Origin of the sequence: Dysgonomonas sp. 521, from assembly GCF_010501055.1 — a bacterium.
In the GTDB taxonomy this organism is placed as follows: Bacteria; Bacteroidota; Bacteroidia; order Bacteroidales; family Dysgonomonadaceae; genus Dysgonomonas.
Window position 1 is genome coordinate 9,421 of the sequence record NZ_QVMO01000012.1, and the last position, 15,026, is coordinate 24,446.

At 41.9% G+C, this 15,026-nt stretch carries 14 protein-coding genes; 7 read left to right on the forward strand and 7 right to left on the reverse strand.

The genetic code is table 11. The features are described from left to right. Window positions 1–195: 195 nt before the first annotated feature. Window positions 196–375: a hypothetical protein gene (locus D0T84_RS05625; RefSeq protein ID WP_163306861.1), complete on the reverse strand. Its 180-nt coding sequence runs from the start codon at window positions 373–375 to the stop codon at window positions 196–198. Between the two features lie 106 nt (window positions 376–481). Between D0T84_RS05625 and upp the strand changes: the two genes are divergently transcribed. Continuing rightward, the gene (upp, locus tag D0T84_RS05630) at window positions 482–1,138 is read left to right on the forward strand and encodes a uracil phosphoribosyltransferase (protein ID WP_163306863.1); all 657 of its coding nucleotides are present in this window, start codon (window positions 482–484) and stop codon (window positions 1,136–1,138) included. A gap of 252 nt (window positions 1,139–1,390) precedes the next feature. Here upp and D0T84_RS05635 read toward each other — a convergent pair whose 3' ends face one another. Next, window positions 1,391–2,290: an SPOR domain-containing protein gene (locus D0T84_RS05635; protein ID WP_163306865.1), complete on the reverse strand. Its 900-nt coding sequence runs from the start codon at window positions 2,288–2,290 to the stop codon at window positions 1,391–1,393. Window positions 2,291–2,424: 134 nt separating this feature from the next. On the opposite strand from D0T84_RS05635, the gene D0T84_RS05640 reads away from it, so the two are divergent. The 3 genes from D0T84_RS05640 (at window position 2,425) to D0T84_RS05650 (ending at window position 6,638) form a co-directional block, all read left to right on the forward strand. After that, window positions 2,425–3,024, forward strand: coding sequence for an SIS domain-containing protein (locus D0T84_RS05640; protein WP_163306867.1), 600 nt, complete (start codon window positions 2,425–2,427; stop codon window positions 3,022–3,024). A 504-nt stretch (window positions 3,025–3,528) separates the two neighbouring features. Beyond that, window positions 3,529–5,925, forward strand: a complete 2,397-nt coding sequence (locus D0T84_RS05645) for an SLBB domain-containing protein (protein WP_163306869.1) — start codon at window positions 3,529–3,531, stop codon at window positions 5,923–5,925. A 236-nt stretch (window positions 5,926–6,161) separates the two neighbouring features. Further along, the gene (locus tag D0T84_RS05650; protein ID WP_163306871.1) at window positions 6,162–6,638 is read left to right on the forward strand and encodes a GAF domain-containing protein; all 477 of its coding nucleotides are present in this window, start codon (window positions 6,162–6,164) and stop codon (window positions 6,636–6,638) included. Window positions 6,639–6,653: 15 nt separating this feature from the next. Here D0T84_RS05650 and D0T84_RS05655 read toward each other — a convergent pair whose 3' ends face one another. After that, a complete protein-coding gene (locus D0T84_RS05655; protein WP_163306873.1) occupies window positions 6,654–8,528 on the reverse strand; it encodes an SLC13 family permease in 1,875 nt (624 codons plus the stop codon). 734 nt (window positions 8,529–9,262) lie between these two features. Between D0T84_RS05655 and D0T84_RS05660 the strand changes: the two genes are divergently transcribed. Both D0T84_RS05660 and dnaJ read left to right on the forward strand, forming a co-directional pair. Then, window positions 9,263–9,817, forward strand: coding sequence for a nucleotide exchange factor GrpE (locus tag D0T84_RS05660; RefSeq protein WP_163306875.1), 555 nt, complete (start codon window positions 9,263–9,265; stop codon window positions 9,815–9,817). Between the two features lie 17 nt (window positions 9,818–9,834). Continuing rightward, window positions 9,835–10,977, forward strand: coding sequence for a molecular chaperone DnaJ (gene dnaJ / locus D0T84_RS05665; protein WP_163306877.1), 1,143 nt, complete (start codon window positions 9,835–9,837; stop codon window positions 10,975–10,977). 91 nt (window positions 10,978–11,068) lie between these two features. Here dnaJ and D0T84_RS05670 read toward each other — a convergent pair whose 3' ends face one another. Next, the gene (locus D0T84_RS05670) at window positions 11,069–11,710 is read right to left on the reverse strand and encodes a DUF4126 domain-containing protein (RefSeq protein WP_221413118.1); all 642 of its coding nucleotides are present in this window, start codon (window positions 11,708–11,710) and stop codon (window positions 11,069–11,071) included. A 931-nt stretch (window positions 11,711–12,641) separates the two neighbouring features. Here D0T84_RS05670 and D0T84_RS05675 point away from each other — a divergent pair. After that, window positions 12,642–13,307: an HD domain-containing protein gene (locus tag D0T84_RS05675; protein ID WP_163306879.1), complete on the forward strand. Its 666-nt coding sequence runs from the start codon at window positions 12,642–12,644 to the stop codon at window positions 13,305–13,307. A 108-nt stretch (window positions 13,308–13,415) separates the two neighbouring features. On the opposite strand, the gene D0T84_RS05680 is transcribed toward D0T84_RS05675, so the two are convergent. The 3 genes from D0T84_RS05680 to D0T84_RS05690 form a co-directional block, all read right to left on the reverse strand. Beyond that, entirely contained in the window at window positions 13,416–13,661 is a 246-nt protein-coding gene (locus tag D0T84_RS05680) for a DUF4834 family protein (RefSeq protein WP_163306880.1), read from the reverse strand. 151 nt (window positions 13,662–13,812) lie between these two features. Next, the gene (locus tag D0T84_RS05685; protein WP_185155694.1) at window positions 13,813–14,397 is read right to left on the reverse strand and encodes a manganese efflux pump MntP family protein; all 585 of its coding nucleotides are present in this window, start codon (window positions 14,395–14,397) and stop codon (window positions 13,813–13,815) included. After that, on the reverse strand, window positions 14,388–14,906 hold the full coding sequence (locus tag D0T84_RS05690; RefSeq protein WP_163306881.1) for a nitroreductase family protein: 519 nt from the start codon (window positions 14,904–14,906) through the stop codon (window positions 14,388–14,390). Before D0T84_RS05690 ends, D0T84_RS05685 begins: the two co-directional genes overlap by 10 nt. Between the last annotated feature and the right edge of the window lie 120 nt (window positions 14,907–15,026).

Consider the following 15,026-nt stretch of genomic DNA (forward strand, 5'->3'; position numbering starts at 1 on the left):
CCCGTTTCACGCCGCCTGCACCGGGTGGGTGCCCCGCCTGCGGAACAGATGCACGGAGTCGCGACGCAATGTCAAGACAGAGGATAGACCCTGCAAATCGGGCGTCAGCCAGCGCCGTTAGCCAGCGTACGGGGTACCCACCCGGTGCAGTCGGCGTAGAATGAAGTGCGGGCGCTTTTAAGCATCATCTGCCAATTATCGCAATGATGAGATTATCATCACTTCATTCAGCCGGCAAACCGATGGTGGGTCGTACGGCGAAGCGGGGCGCAATGCTTTTTTGCTTACTTTTGGAGCTTCGGCCAAAAGTAAGGCAAGCAATCTGTGATTGCGCGCAGGATAATCCAACCGTTCTATTAAACATATTTTCAACATCTAACTTGCATTAGCAATAAACTATAGATAGTAAAATAAAAAAAAGAATTGGTCTATTACTACAAATTTGAAAGAAAACATATACCTTTAAAGTCAAAACACCATCATGAAAATAATAAATCTTTCAGATCAAAACACTATTCTTAATCGTTTTGTCAGCGAACTGCGCGATGTCGACATTCAAAGGGACAGCATGCGCTTTAGAAGGAATGTTGAACGCATAGGGGAAATTATGGCTTATGAGATAAGCAAGACTCTCAATTATTTCCCGATAGAAACCCAGACTCCGCTAGGCACTTCCGTAACCAATGTCCCCGTAGATTCTATCGTAATAGGTACAATATTGAGAGCTGGGCTGGTCTTCCATCACGGCTTTTTAGAATGTTTCGACAAAGCGGAGAATGCATTCGTTTCGGCTTACAGAAAGTACAGGGAAAATCATCAGAGCTTTCATATCCACATCGAGTATATAGCCTCTCCGCAGATAGACAATAAGGTACTGATACTGACTGACCCGATGCTGGCTACCGGCGGCAGTATGGATCTGTCCTATCAGGCGCTACTGACAAAGGGCGAGCCTAGCCATGTGCATATAGCGACGATTATAGCAAGCCAGCAGGCGATAGAATATTGCGCACAGAATTTTCCACAGGAGAAGACGACAATATGGGCGGCGGCAATAGACCCTGGGCTCAATGAATTTGCTTATATCGTCCCGGGATTAGGCGATGCGGGAGATTTAGCCTACGGCGAAAAGGAATAATATTTAGTAACAGTTTAAATTTTATACGAATATTTTATTATACCTTTTTCTTCGTTCATTTTTAGGCTGTTTTTGGCTGTTTTTTCCTTTCTCTCAACTCAAATAGCCCGCTATTATCGTTTCGAGGAAGCAAAAAGCATCTCTAAAACAGCTCTAAAAATTTGAACGAATAAAATTTAAACAGTTACTTATTATCCGAACATAAAAAAGAGACAGGGAATACCTGTCTCTTTTCAGTTATATAATATCAATTTAGTTCCGTTGCGAGTATAACCAAGCGGTCTCGTATTTTGGATTTTCCTTGCGGAAAGTCTCCAGATAAGATTCGGCCTCAGTTTTATCGGAAAAAGATGCTACTGAAATCCGGTAACGTCCACCCGACTCCACGATGTCAACATTATTCCATCCTCCTGACTTCATCTTTTTCAAAAGCCGTTGAGCATGCATTTTATTGTCTTCTCCTCCAACTATAATGTGATATGTACGCAGAGGCGCTTCTTCTGTCTCTGTATTTTCAACATCCGGCACCACTTCTTGTGTTGGCTCAACTATCGGTTTATTCGTCAAAGAATATACAAAGCCAGATTGTTGCACGTTTTTAACGCCGATATTATCATTTACAGTTGTGGAAGGCACAACGAACAACAATAGGGCGGCTACCGCAGCAGCTACACTACCTGCAATATATCTGACCGGAAAACTCTTCCTTTGCACCTCATTACTCTGTATAATACCAGCCAAAGAGTTTAATTCAACTGAAGTAAGCCCATAAAAATCGGGTAGTATAAAAGACTGTTTAGCTTCAAAACCGATCTTTCCATCCTCATTAACGGACAATTTGCCTAATTTACCTATCTCTACAGTTTTATGTGCCGACAACTCCTGCTTCAGCATTTTTACAAAATCTTTTATCCTCTGTAAAGCAACGTTATAGGGTAAATTCTCGTCTTTTTTATAGTATGAGGTTATAATACCATCATCGTGCCTTATATCTGGATTGAAGACCACATCAAAGCCGGGAACTTGAATTCGGGTTCCAAACGTTGACGATGTCTCTTCCCTGTTTATAATAAAACCGCCTAATTCGGGTATTATTACGCAATTATGGATGGGCAGAGCGAATTCTAAATATGTGAATACTTTGTTTTCCATACAGCAAAGATAGTGATATGTTGCTGAAATAAGAATGAAGCATCGTTCTTTTTTTTGAGAAAAAGTTAACAGCAAGGATTCGGAAGAATCTCCGAGAAAAATTATACATTTGAAATCAAATTATTAGATACAATATGAATATTGAAAAAATTATTACCGAACAAATCCAAAAGTCGATATCCGTAAAGCAAGCTATTTTATCAAATACCGAAATACTGAAAGATATAAAAGACGCGGCAACAATGGTTACAGAAGCTTACCGGAACGATGCCAAGACGCTTCTGGCCGGGAACGGAGGCAGTGCAGCTGATGCTCAGCATATTGCCGGCGAATTTGTAAGCAGGTTCTACTTCGACCGTCCGGGAATACCATCGATAGCCTTATCCACAGACACTTCTATCATCACTGCCATCGGGAATGATTATGGTTTCGACCGTCTTTTCGAAAGACAGGTGCAGGCACAGGGGAAAAGGGGAGATGTATTCATCGGCTTAACGACATCCGGCAATTCCGAAAATATAATTAAAGCCCTGCATGCTTGCAAAGAGAAAGGCATACAATCAATCATCTTGACAGGGGGAAACGGGGGGAAAACAGCTGATATTTGCGACATTTGTATAAAAGTTCCATCGAAGGAAACTCCAAGGATACAGGAATCCCATATACTTATTGCACACATCATCTGCTGTATTGTAGAAGAGGAATTATTTGGAGATTTGAAGTTATCTGAGTAACTGTTAGGTAACTTCTCGTTCTGATTTTTAGAAATGTTTTTGAGATAATTTTTACTTCCGCCAAGCGATAGTAGCGGGCTACTTGAGCTGAGAGAAAGAGAAAATTAACCGAAAACAAGCTAAAAATTAACGAAGAACTCTAGATCTTTTTCAGACGAAAACCAATTCGTGAAATTTCCTAACAGTTACTTCGGGAATGATAATTATATCAGACATGATATGTATAACATTGTAGTGTCTATAAAATATATGGATAAGGTTGCTTTAAGCTAAAAAAATAGCTACATTTGTAGCGCCAAAAACGGCAAGTATTATATCTTTATACATCGATCGGCTCCCTAAATATCAACTATTTAAAGCTTGAATATTGGGATATAATAAAAAAGGAAATATAGTGAACAGGTTATAATATCTTCATATATTATGAAGATATCAGATTAAGTATATATTTAACACTAAATTGAGAAAACGCAATTTTAATTTATTCTCAACTAATTTAACTGTATGAAAAGAGTTATTCTTTATTTTCTAATTTCGCTATTTTCAGTGAATGTATTGCTCGCACAGATGTCAGACTCACAGGTCATTGATTACATAAAAACAGAAGCAAGCAAAGGCACATCCCAACAAGCTATAGCCACTGAGTTGTTGAAACGTGGAGCCACTCAGGATCAGCTATTGAGAATAAAAAACCAAATGTCTCAACAGAATCAAACTACCACAACCTCAAGCGCTTCGAACAGAACAACTACAACACAAGCATTACGATTAGATTCTATAGGAGAAACCTTTGCTGATCAATCACTATATGACAATACCTTTACCGGAAAAAAGTCTAACATCTTCGGCAAAAATATATTTAATCAGAAAAACCTCACTTTTACTCCAAATGTCAACATACCTACTCCCGAAGATTATAGATTAGGACCAGGTGATGAAGTTGTAATTGATATTTGGGGAGCATCTCAGGCTTCTTTACGACAAACAATCTCTTCGGAAGGGAGTATTGTTGTTGACAGACTAGGCCCCGTATTTCTTAATGGCATGACCATAAGGGAAGCCAATTCTTTTGTTCAACAAAAATTTGGTTCCCTCTATTCCGGCATTGGCAGCGATGGAGGCTCTTCCCAAATAAAACTGACACTAGGACAGATACGCACCATCCAAATCAATGTATTAGGAGAGGTCAGTGTTCCCGGAACTTATTCCTTGTCTTCTTTATCATCCGTTATGCATGCTTTATACAATGCCGGGGGTATCAATGACATCGGTTCTTTGAGGTCAATTCAACTATATCGCAAAGGGAAACTTGTGAAAACGATAGATATATACCAGTTTCTACTTAATGGAAACTCCAGTGGTGACACACGCCTGTCGGATGGAGACATAATAATGGTTCCACCTTATATTTCGTTAGTGGAAATATCCGGCAAAATAAAACGTCCGATGTTTTATGAAATGACAGTAACAGAAACCCTTGCTGATTTGATAAGATATGCAGGGGGATTTACCGGAGATGCATATAAAGACAAAATAAATCTCTCCCGGAAAACAGGAGAATATAATAAAGCATACACCGTCAATTCTAAAGATTACGACAACTTCATTCTTGAAGATGGAGATAATATTAAAATAAGCACTGGGCTAAACCTGTTCGACAATCGGGTTGAAATAGCAGGAGCTGTTTACAGGCCTGGCTACTATGAGGTAGGAGAACAGATAAAGACAGTAAAGGACCTGATAGATAAATCAGGAGGATTAAAGGGAAATGCCTTTTTGGACAGGGCTATCCTTACCAGAGAAAGGGACGATTTAACGTTTGAAACCTTACCTATAAATTTGAGGAGCCTTCTTAAAAACAATGCGAATGACATCGCTCTGAAAAAGAATGACATGTTATTTATTGCCTCTGACAGTGTGCTTGTTGAATATGGGAATATTACAATATATGGAGATGTGACTAACCCTGGCCAATACAAATATTCAGAAGGGACAAGTATTGAAGATATGATAATAAAGGCCGGAGGGCTTCTTAATTCGGCATCTATGGCAAAAGTCGATGTTGCAAGAAGAATCATTAATCCACTAAGTAATGAAAGCCCAAGTACTATTGCAGACATCCATTCATTTCAAATAAAAGACGGACTAATAGTAGATGGAAAATCTGATTTTATCCTTAAACCATACGATCAGATTTATATACGCCGCAGTCCTGGCTATATAGTACAGCGTAACATCAAGGTTGACGGAGAAGTTTTATATCCGGGGACATATGCCCTAAAAGAGAAGACCGAAAGGCTTTCGGACATAATAAAACGGACTGGAAACTTGACTCCACATGCGTTCTCTCAAGGTGCCAGACTGATAAGAATGAAAACCAAATTGGAAATGGCTGAACAACGGAAATCGATGATGGCACTTTCCGCTGGACTAAAGGACTCTATTTCAACAGACCTACTTGATATCGAACAGTTCTATTCAGTAGGTATCGAATTAGATAAGGCTATTAGCAACCCTAGATCGGAATATGATCTGGTTTTACGGGAAGGAGATCATATCATCATCCCTGAATATGACAATACAGTCACCATTAACGGTTCTGTTATGTATCCAAACACAGTATTATATAAGAAGGGAGAGAAAGTTTCGTATTATATCGACCAGGCTGGAGGATATAGCGACCTGGCAGAAAAGAAGAGGGCTTATATCGTATATATGAATGGGACGGTAACAAAGGCAAAAGGTTCCAGCCGAGATGCGATACAGCCAGGCTGTAACATTATCATTCCGGCAAAAGAGAATAAAGAGAAGATGTCTCTAGCTCAAATTATAAGTTTAGGATCTAGTGTTACATCTATGGCATCCGTGGTTGCTCTATTAATAAACTCGCTGACGAAATAAAAGAATGAGGAGTAAGCAAGAAAATATAGATTTGACCTAACCGGGAAAGAATACATATCACTGAAATAAACCGGATAATGTGCAATACCATTATCCGATTGTATCCGGATCACTAGTTATTGATAGTACCAATATAGTTTGTGGTTCATACTCTAAACCTACAAGATTTGCAACTTATTAGATTGCAAATCTTTGTCTATTTAATAATATCTTTAAATTGCAATTTCGTTATTTCCATGTCCCACACCATCCACATCCCCCACACCTCTTCCAAAGAAGAAATCTACATCTCCCTCCTACCACAACTCAAAGGGTTACTGGAAGGAGAGACCGATACCATCGCCAACTTTGCCAATGTATCGGCAGCATTGAAGATGACTTTCGGCTTCTTCTGGGTAGGATTCTATATCGTAAAAAGAGAAGAACTCGTATTAGGTCCTTTTCAGGGCACTATAGCCTGTACACGTATCAAATACGGCAAAGGCGTATGCGGAACCGCGTGGAAAGAAAAGAGAACGGTTATAGTAGAAGATGTCAATCAGTTTCCTGGGCATATAGCCTGCGATGCCGCTTCGCAATCTGAGATTGTAATACCCTTGTTCGATCATGATGAAGTGATTGCCGTATTAGACATCGATAGCAAACACCTCAATCATTTTGATGAAACAGACGCACATTACCTCCAGCAGATAGTGAAACTGCTGGAATTGTGAACTTTAATCGTTATATTAAAACGGGAACAACAAAGGCAGAGCCAGTATCATTACAATACCCATTATTAGCTGCAACGGCAAACCTACTTTAATATAATCCATGAAAGTATACCGTCCGGCTGTCATTACCAGTGCGTTAGGAGGCGTAGAGAATGGCGAAGCAAAGCACATACTAGCAGCCACTGCCACCGCAAACAAGAACGGATAAGGACTGACGCCCATACCTACAGCCGCCTTCAATGCAATCGGTGTAAACAGTACAGCGGTCGCCGTATTGCTGATGAACATAGTAAGCAAGGAAGTACAGAAATAGATACCGGCTAACAGAGCATAAGGCGCTAAAGTCTCTCCGAATGTATCAACCCCGAGTTTGCTAACCAGTCCTCCCGATATCATCGTATCCACACCCGTATTCTGGAATGCCGTAGCCATCGGCAACATAGCCCCTATCAATACCACACTTTCCCAGTTGATACTATTATAAGCTTCCTCCACATTGCGCAGGCATCCGGTTATTACCATCAATACAGCGGCAACCATAATAGCGATTACAGAAGGTACTATCTCGAATACCATTGCTATAACCATCAAAATCATTATACCCGCGGCAACAGGAGCCTTTTGGTCAAGGGTTACCTTAGCAGCCTCTTTCAATGGTTGCCCTACAAGCACCAGATCATCCTGCCTGTCATCCAGATTAGCAAGGTCTTTCCAAGTACCTTGTATCAGCAACGCATCCCCCGAATGTAGCTTAGTGTCTTTAATATCCTGCATCCTGTATTCGCTCTGGCGCTGGATACCCAATACATTTACATTATATTCTTCCCTGAACCCGATTTCGGAAATCGTGCGGTTTATAAGGCGCGAATTAGGCATAATAAATACTTCTGCAATACCCGACTCCTGAAAATCAGAGAATGCCTCAGCGTCATTTACCCTTTCAAAAAAGAGGTTATTCTCCGATACAAACCTTTCTATATTTTCTATATCCCCGTGGCAATACAATATATCCTCTTTCTGGATTATCGATTTGGGACCGGCAACCTCTTCCACCATATTCTTACGAAAGCGGGAATTACCCGTCCTGCGCACAATTTTACTGATACTTATATCATATTTTGTAGCAATCCGCAATTCCGCCAATGTTTTATCCAATAACGGAGAATCATACCTTACCTCAATCCTGTACGACTGCTGTTGCAACTGATACTCCTGCGCCAGTTCAGCCAACGTCTTGCCTTGTTTCTTCTTATTCGACGAAGATTCGTTCTTCGACACCAGTAAGCGGCTCAGGAAGAAGAGGATTACAACACCCACACTCAACGCGATGAAACCGATCGGAGCAAAAGAGAAGAATGACAGAGCCTCATATCCGGCATCTATCAATGCATTCTGGATCACAAGGTTGGGAGGCGTACTGATCAGCGTAAACATCCCCATACTACTGGCAAAGGCCAGAGGCATAAGGTAACGGCGCGAACTTATATTCGCACTGGCAGCCATACTCACAATTATCGGCATCATTACGGCAACCGTCCCCGTATTACTTACAAAAGCCCCGATGGAAGCTGTAACCAGCATGACCAGAACAAACAGCTTATTCTCATTATTACCCGCCGTTTGCAGAATCTTACTGCTTATCATCTTAGCCAGTCCCGTACGGAAAATACCTGCCCCCACGACAAACAGCCCGACCATCATTATCACTACCGAATTGGAGAAACCCGCAAGTGCCTCCGAAGGTGTCAATATTCCGGTTAAAGCCAAAGCCAGCAACGCGCACACCGCAACCAGGTCGGAACGTACCTTTCCCCGCATAAAGAAGAATGAGGCGACTAGGAGAATAGCTAATGTAATATTTACAGGGGATAATAATGATGAAAACTCCATGTTGTGTATATTGTTTATAATTTCCTTTACCTTTTAGCAAGAATTACAAAGATAAAAAATACTGAATCACTATGCGAATAGATATTATTAACAACGTTAAAAAGATAAGAATTGTTTATAATTTTTCACTTTCATTGAGGACTGTTCCTTCAAAAGAATAACAGACACTCTAACATCCCTTACAAGCTCTAAATATTCATAACTATTTAATTATAATAAACTTACAAAATACCCATCCTTCAAAAAGTGACAAAAGTGACACCTTTTTCACTTCTTTTTCCTGTTACTTTTACCTCAGAAAAGAACCCTATATACAGATAAACTCAAATACTACGGAACAAGTTCCGTAGGTTGAAAGGTAAAAGGATAAATCCTTTTGCGTTAATGCCTGTTTAAAAACAGGGGTTTTCTTTTCCCACCCTTCCAGGGTTTGGGAAAATTCATCCGATGGCTTGAAAAATAAAAAAAGAAATATACAAAAAGAACCGCTAAGGCAATCCCTTGCAGTTGCCCAAAAGCAAAACAAACAGACAGGGACAAGCCACTGCCCCTACAAAGGCCTGAAAACAGGACGAATAAATTTTGGAGGGTTTGTCCTATAAAACATTTTATTTCAATCTTTGGCAAGCCTTTTGTTATATACTAACAAACACCAAAATAAGTTGAATAAATCATTGTACAGGATTTATTCTCTGTTTTCCTGTTATCAACTGATAATAAAATAAATACAAGATATGAAAGAAGAAAATTCTGAAATGGGTTTTGACAAAGAGGAAATCGTAGATCCCGAAAACCTGACAAATAATCAGGCTGAAGAAGCACCAGAAAATGACGTCAATGACAATGTGACCGACTGGGAAGTAAAATTTAACGAATTGAGCGATTCGTACCTTCGCCTGAATGCCGAATTTGACAACTATCGCAAACGTACGCTCAAAGAAAAAGCTGAATTACTAAAATCAGGCAGCGAAAGGGTTTTACTGGACATTATTACTGTAGTAGACGATTTCGAACGTGCACTGGATAATATTTCCAAGACGGAAGATATAGATGCTGTAAAAGAAGGCGTAGACCTGATATACAGCAAATTCTCAAACTTCCTGACCAAGCACGGTGTAAAAGAGATTGAAACTATCGGCCACACATTCGACACCGACAAGCACGAAGCTGTAACCTCCATACCGGCTCAGACAGAGGAAGATAAGGATAAAATCATAGACTGTATACAAAAAGGATACACACTGGATGATAAAGTTATCCGCTATCCGAAAGTAATAGTTGCAAAATAAAACAAGAGGAAATTCAGATGGCAACCACAACTAAAAGAGACTACTACGAAGTGCTGGAAGTAACCAAAAGCGCGACTTTTGAAGAAATAAAAAAAGCATATCGTAAAAAAGCTATCCAATATCACCCTGACAAAAATCCGGGGGATAAAGAAGCCGAAGAAAAATTCAAGGAAGCAGCCGAAGCTTACGAAATATTAAGCGATGAACAGAAGCGCGCCAAGTATGACAGATACGGACATGAAGCTCCCGGCGGATTTGGAGGTGGAGGCGGATTCTCTATGGATGATATATTCTCTCAGTTTGGAGATATCTTTGGCGGACATTTCGGAGGAGGATTCGGTAGTTTCGGCGGACAACGCGGCCCCCGGGCAAACAGAGGTTCAGACCTGCGGGTTAAAGTCAAATTGTCATTAAAAGATATAGCCTCAGGCGTAGAGAAAAAAATAAAAGTCAACAAGTTCGTTGCCTGTACATACTGTAAGGGAACCGGAGCCGACAACGGCACTGCATACGAGACATGCTCCACCTGTAAAGGCTCGGGAGTAGTGACCCGTGTGATGAATACGATTCTCGGACAGATGCAGACCCAGTCGCCATGCCCTACATGCAACGGGGAAGGCAAGACCATCACAAAGAAATGTTCTCACTGCTCGGGAGAGGGAATCGTTCGCGAAGAAGAAGTTATCGCCATCAATATACCTGCCGGAGTGGCGGAAGGAATGCAGCTGTCGATGAGTGGAAAAGGGAATGCTGCCCGTCATGGTGGCATCAACGGGGACTTGCTCATCGTAGTAGAGGAAGAAGCGCATCCGGAGCTATTCAGGGACGACAACGATGTCGTTTACAATCTGTTGCTGACAGTTTCCACTGCCGCCCTCGGGGGCAGTGTGGTAGTGCCTACAATAGACGGAAAGGTAAAAGTAAATATAGAACCGGGAACACAGCCGGGTAAAGTGCTCCGCCTGAAAAACAAAGGTTTGCCGAGTATCAACCGCTATGGAACGGGCGACTTGCTCGTCAACATCAGTGTTTATATCCCTGAAAACCTGAGCGATGGCGAAAAAGAAACGCTTACAGGCTTGGAAAACTCTCCGAATTTCCAGCCAAGCAAGTCTGTGAAAGAAAAGATATTCTCTCACTTCAGAAGAATGTTCGACTAACGCTGAAAAATTAATATATTGCTGAATTCTTGATTATAGGTAAATAAATCAGAATTCAGCTTTTTTTTATTAATATAGCAGAGTTTAAGTTTTACCCCGAACGCGTCTTTCTCCAAATTTTACGGCCTATTCTGAATACAAAGTATAATAATACAATAACAAGGATGAAAGCAATAACAGGAGCAATGAGCGACACACCAGTCATTACGGCCGCGCCCGCTGTTTCAGTAGTACTGACAACAGGGTTCCCGATTCCTCCCGTAGTGGCAGTAGATGCTACGCGTGTTCCCGCGAAAGCAGAACTTACGGCCGCAGCCGTGCCTCCGCCCGCTATCAACACTAAAGCCCATTGAGGAAAGGATTCCAGACCTGCAAATTGACTTGCAAAAAGAACCGAGCCCGCAATAGTAGCTAATGGCACCGACAGTGTATCCAGCAGATGATCTATATATGGAATGTAATATGCAAGAATCTCCACTACGGTAGCAACACCTGTGGTGATAAGGGTCGGTAATTCAGCCATCCACGAAAGTGAGTTGTTGTGTATCACATCAATCCAGCCCATATAAGAAGCCAGACTGACGAAAAACATTGGAAGAAATACACGGAAGCCCGTAGCTGCCGCCAGTCCGATACCGATGAAAGCGCTCAAGACGTATCTCCATTCGGAAAATTGCTGAACAAATTCTAACATGGTCAATGCTCTTTTTAGTTTAATTATTGTTGTATCCAAAGGTAATCTTTTTTGCAAATAATTATAAAAGCCTGTTTAAATTTTATGCATCAAATAAGATATCACTGTTTTTCTGAAAGATGCATTGTTCATAAATGTTTATATTTGCAACTTCGCCGGATAAAATATTAATATAATGAATAATGTCAATCAATAGTTGATAAGTTAAACGTTCTTTCATTTTTTATTCTGCGCGCAATCGCAGATTGCTTACCTTACTTTTGGCCAAAGCTCCAAAAGTAAGCAAAAAAGCATTGCGCCCCGCTTCGCCGTACGACCCACCATCGGCTTGCCGGCTGAATGAAGTGATGAAAGATTCATCATTGCAATAATTGGCAGANCCCACCATCGGCTTGCCGGCTGAATGAAGTGATGAAAGATTCATCATTGCGATGATTGGCAGATGATGCTTAAGAGCGCCCGCACTTCATTCTACGCCGCCTGCACCGGGTGGGTACCCCGTACGCTGGCTAACGGCGCTGGCTGACGCCTGATTTGCAGGGGCTATCCTCTGTCTTGACGTTGCGTTGCGACTCCGTGCATCTGTTCCGCAGGCGGGGTACCCACCCGGTGCAGGCGGCGTAAAACGGGATGTTGTCCGAGCCGCAGGCGAGTTTCGTCCCGTTTAGCCGGCAAGCCGTTGGTGGGTCGCCGAGGGACAAAGCACTAGCCTTTTGCTTCCTTTTGGGCAATGCCAAAAGGAAGGGCAAGCCCGGGAGGGCGCGGCAGCAGGGAGCTACGACTAAAGTATTTAGCCTAGGATAGCCTTTATGTAAAAAATAAAAGAACGTTTTAAGTAGCGAGAGCAGAACTGAATTGAAAATTCATGTTATGCCGAGTCTCGACAAACAACGTTCACAGGAGCGAAGCGTATGTAAAACGACTAATGAAATTGAACCCATAATTTAAACAAAACGAAATACTGATTCGCATGAATAAAATAACATTTGCAGACGTAAAAAATTCTCCCGAAATAAGGACATATATAAAGCAGGCTGACACTTCGCTGGCTGCCATGGGATTTACCGAACACAGTTTTGCCCATGTTACCAGATGTGCAGAAGTAGCCGGAGCCCTGCTTTGCGACCTCGGATATGCCGCCCACGATGCAGAACTGGCTAAAATAGCCGCGTATATGCACGATATAGGGAACGTGATAAACCGTGCCGACCATGCACAGAGCGGCGCTGTAATGGCCTTCCGTATATTGGATAAAATGGGAATGCCCGCCGAGGATGTAGCCACGGTAATCACGGCTATAGGCAACCATGATGAGAAAACGGCTTTTCCGGTCAATGCCGTAGCGGCTGCCCTTATCATTGCGGACAAAACAGACGTGCGCCGCAGCCGTGTACGCGACAAGGAAACGATCTATTCCGATATTCACGACAGGGTAAATTACGCGGTGGAAAAGGCTGAATTGAAACTGGATAAGGAGAGTAAGACGCTAACCCTCTACCTGACTATAGATACGGAAATAAGTGCCGTGATGGATTATTTCGAAATCTTTACCGAACGCATGATATTATCCCGGAAAGCGGCCGTTTTCCTAGGATTGAGCTTTAAGCTGAATATAAATAATACGACTATACTGTGATGCTGTTGAATGATAAATAGTACGGAGCGAATCAAACGCATAAATGACTTCATAAAAAAAGCAGTTAGCCCCCTACTAACTGCTTCATTTTAAACAATATTTTTATCCTTATTCTTTCACTTCCTCAAATTTCACATATTCCCCCTCATCCTTGGAGAATATTTTCCGGTGTTTTTTTGCCGAACTATTATGCTGGCTTCTGCTGTTCTCCCTATGAGACTCACTATTAGCCTGATATGCGGAATGTGAAGACGGCTTACCAAATATAAATGACGATACTCCTCTGATCAGAGAGAAAACAAACATCACTCCAAATATAACAATGGCACATATGACGAATAATATAAATGTCATTTGTTCTGAATTTTATGAGTTATACTATAAGAAACTGTTTAAACAGATTCTAAACAAATATACCAGCTTATCTGATAAAAATAACATACTCCGGAAATATAAGGTTTGGTCGTTTCGTTTATTTAACAAGACTTTAGCATTGTAAACAATATCAGAGCATTGCCCAGCCTTCGTCCTGCAGGATAGTATGTTGTGCCAGAATACTGCATCCGATGAAGATCAGGATGATACCTCCCAGAATATTCAGGCGGAGGTTGTAGCGTTGCCCTACTTTGCTGCCGAACACAACCCCCAGGGAAGATACGACGAGAGTCACGATGCCTATAATGATAGCCGGAGCGAAGATATCCATCTCGATAAAAGACATGGACAGCCCAACCGCGGTGGCGTCTATGCTGGTAGCGATACCAAGGCTGAGCATTACTTTAAAGTTTAACGGATTGAACGGCGCACTTTCTTCTTCGCCTTTCAGGCTGGTATAAACGACCTTTGCCCCCAGAAAGAATAGTATGCCGAAAGCGAGCCAGTGATCGTATTTGTCGATGTACTGCACAAAGGTAGAACCTATGTACCACCCGAAGACAGTCAGGCTCATTTGCATGAAAGCCAGCATTCCCGCTATTTTCAGCACATTGACGGTTTCGTGATTCTTTATGATAGCCCCGCTGGTTAATGCTATAACCAGGCTATCCATAGACAGGCCTATTGCGAGTATGATAATCTGTACTATTTCCATTCGGTAATATCAGCAAGCGGCTTTCTGTTTTTCTCCGGTCTTATACTCTTTTCATTATCAATGTATCCCAGAGGAAATATGGCGATGGCTTCCTGATGAGCGGGAATATCCAGTGCTTCCCTGAGTATATCAGGATTGAAATTGCATACCCAGCATGTTCCCAGACCGATTTCTGCCGCGGCAAGGCAAATGTGTTCTGCCGCGATGGCTGCATCCACATCCCCAAAATCTTTATTGTCCGTATTTTTCCTTTTCCACGAGGTAGAAGAATCTTTGCAGACAACGATGTGTACAGGTGCGGTCTTAAACCATTCCCTGTCGTAGGATTGCTGTACTTTAGCTTTTATATCTTCGCTTGTCACCACATAGAACTTCCACGGCTGGAAGTTACAGGCCGATGGAGCCAGACGCGCGCAATCCAGAATGTAGTTTATTTTTTCCGGCTCAACAGGTTGTGCCGAATACGCCCTTACAGAGTAACGGCCTTCGATAAGTCCTTTTAGTTGCATTCTCTATATTTTCCACGCCACCCCTGCCTTACCCAAAAGGGAAGGAAAGGGCAAGGCCGTCTATTAATCCTTCATAAAATACCCTCTCTGCACTCCTCCCTTTTCGGGGGGAGGTCGGGA

Bases quoted from the DNA above. Each gene is read 5' to 3' on its own strand.
- D0T84_RS05625 (WP_163306861.1), bottom strand. From the start codon at position 375: ATGTTGAAAATATGTTTAATAGAACGGTTGGATTATCCTGCGCGCAAT.
- upp (WP_163306863.1), top strand. From the start codon at position 482: ATGAAAATAATAAATCTTTCAGATCAAAACACTATTCTTAATCGTTTT.
- D0T84_RS05635 (WP_163306865.1), bottom strand. From the start codon at position 2,290: ATGGAAAACAAAGTATTCACATATTTAGAATTCGCTCTGCCCATCCAT.
- D0T84_RS05640 (WP_163306867.1), top strand. From the start codon at position 2,425: ATGAATATTGAAAAAATTATTACCGAACAAATCCAAAAGTCGATATCC.
- D0T84_RS05645 (WP_163306869.1), top strand. From the start codon at position 3,529: ATGAAAAGAGTTATTCTTTATTTTCTAATTTCGCTATTTTCAGTGAAT.
- D0T84_RS05650 (WP_163306871.1), top strand. From the start codon at position 6,162: ATGTCCCACACCATCCACATCCCCCACACCTCTTCCAAAGAAGAAATC.
- D0T84_RS05655 (WP_163306873.1), bottom strand. From the start codon at position 8,528: ATGGAGTTTTCATCATTATTATCCCCTGTAAATATTACATTAGCTATT.
- D0T84_RS05660 (WP_163306875.1), top strand. From the start codon at position 9,263: ATGAAAGAAGAAAATTCTGAAATGGGTTTTGACAAAGAGGAAATCGTA.
- dnaJ (WP_163306877.1), top strand. From the start codon at position 9,835: ATGGCAACCACAACTAAAAGAGACTACTACGAAGTGCTGGAAGTAACC.
- D0T84_RS05675 (WP_163306879.1), top strand. From the start codon at position 12,642: ATGAATAAAATAACATTTGCAGACGTAAAAAATTCTCCCGAAATAAGG.
- D0T84_RS05680 (WP_163306880.1), bottom strand. From the start codon at position 13,661: ATGACATTTATATTATTCGTCATATGTGCCATTGTTATATTTGGAGTG.
- D0T84_RS05685 (WP_185155694.1), bottom strand. From the start codon at position 14,397: ATGGAAATAGTACAGATTATCATACTCGCAATAGGCCTGTCTATGGAT.
- D0T84_RS05690 (WP_163306881.1), bottom strand. From the start codon at position 14,906: ATGCAACTAAAAGGACTTATCGAAGGCCGTTACTCTGTAAGGGCGTAT.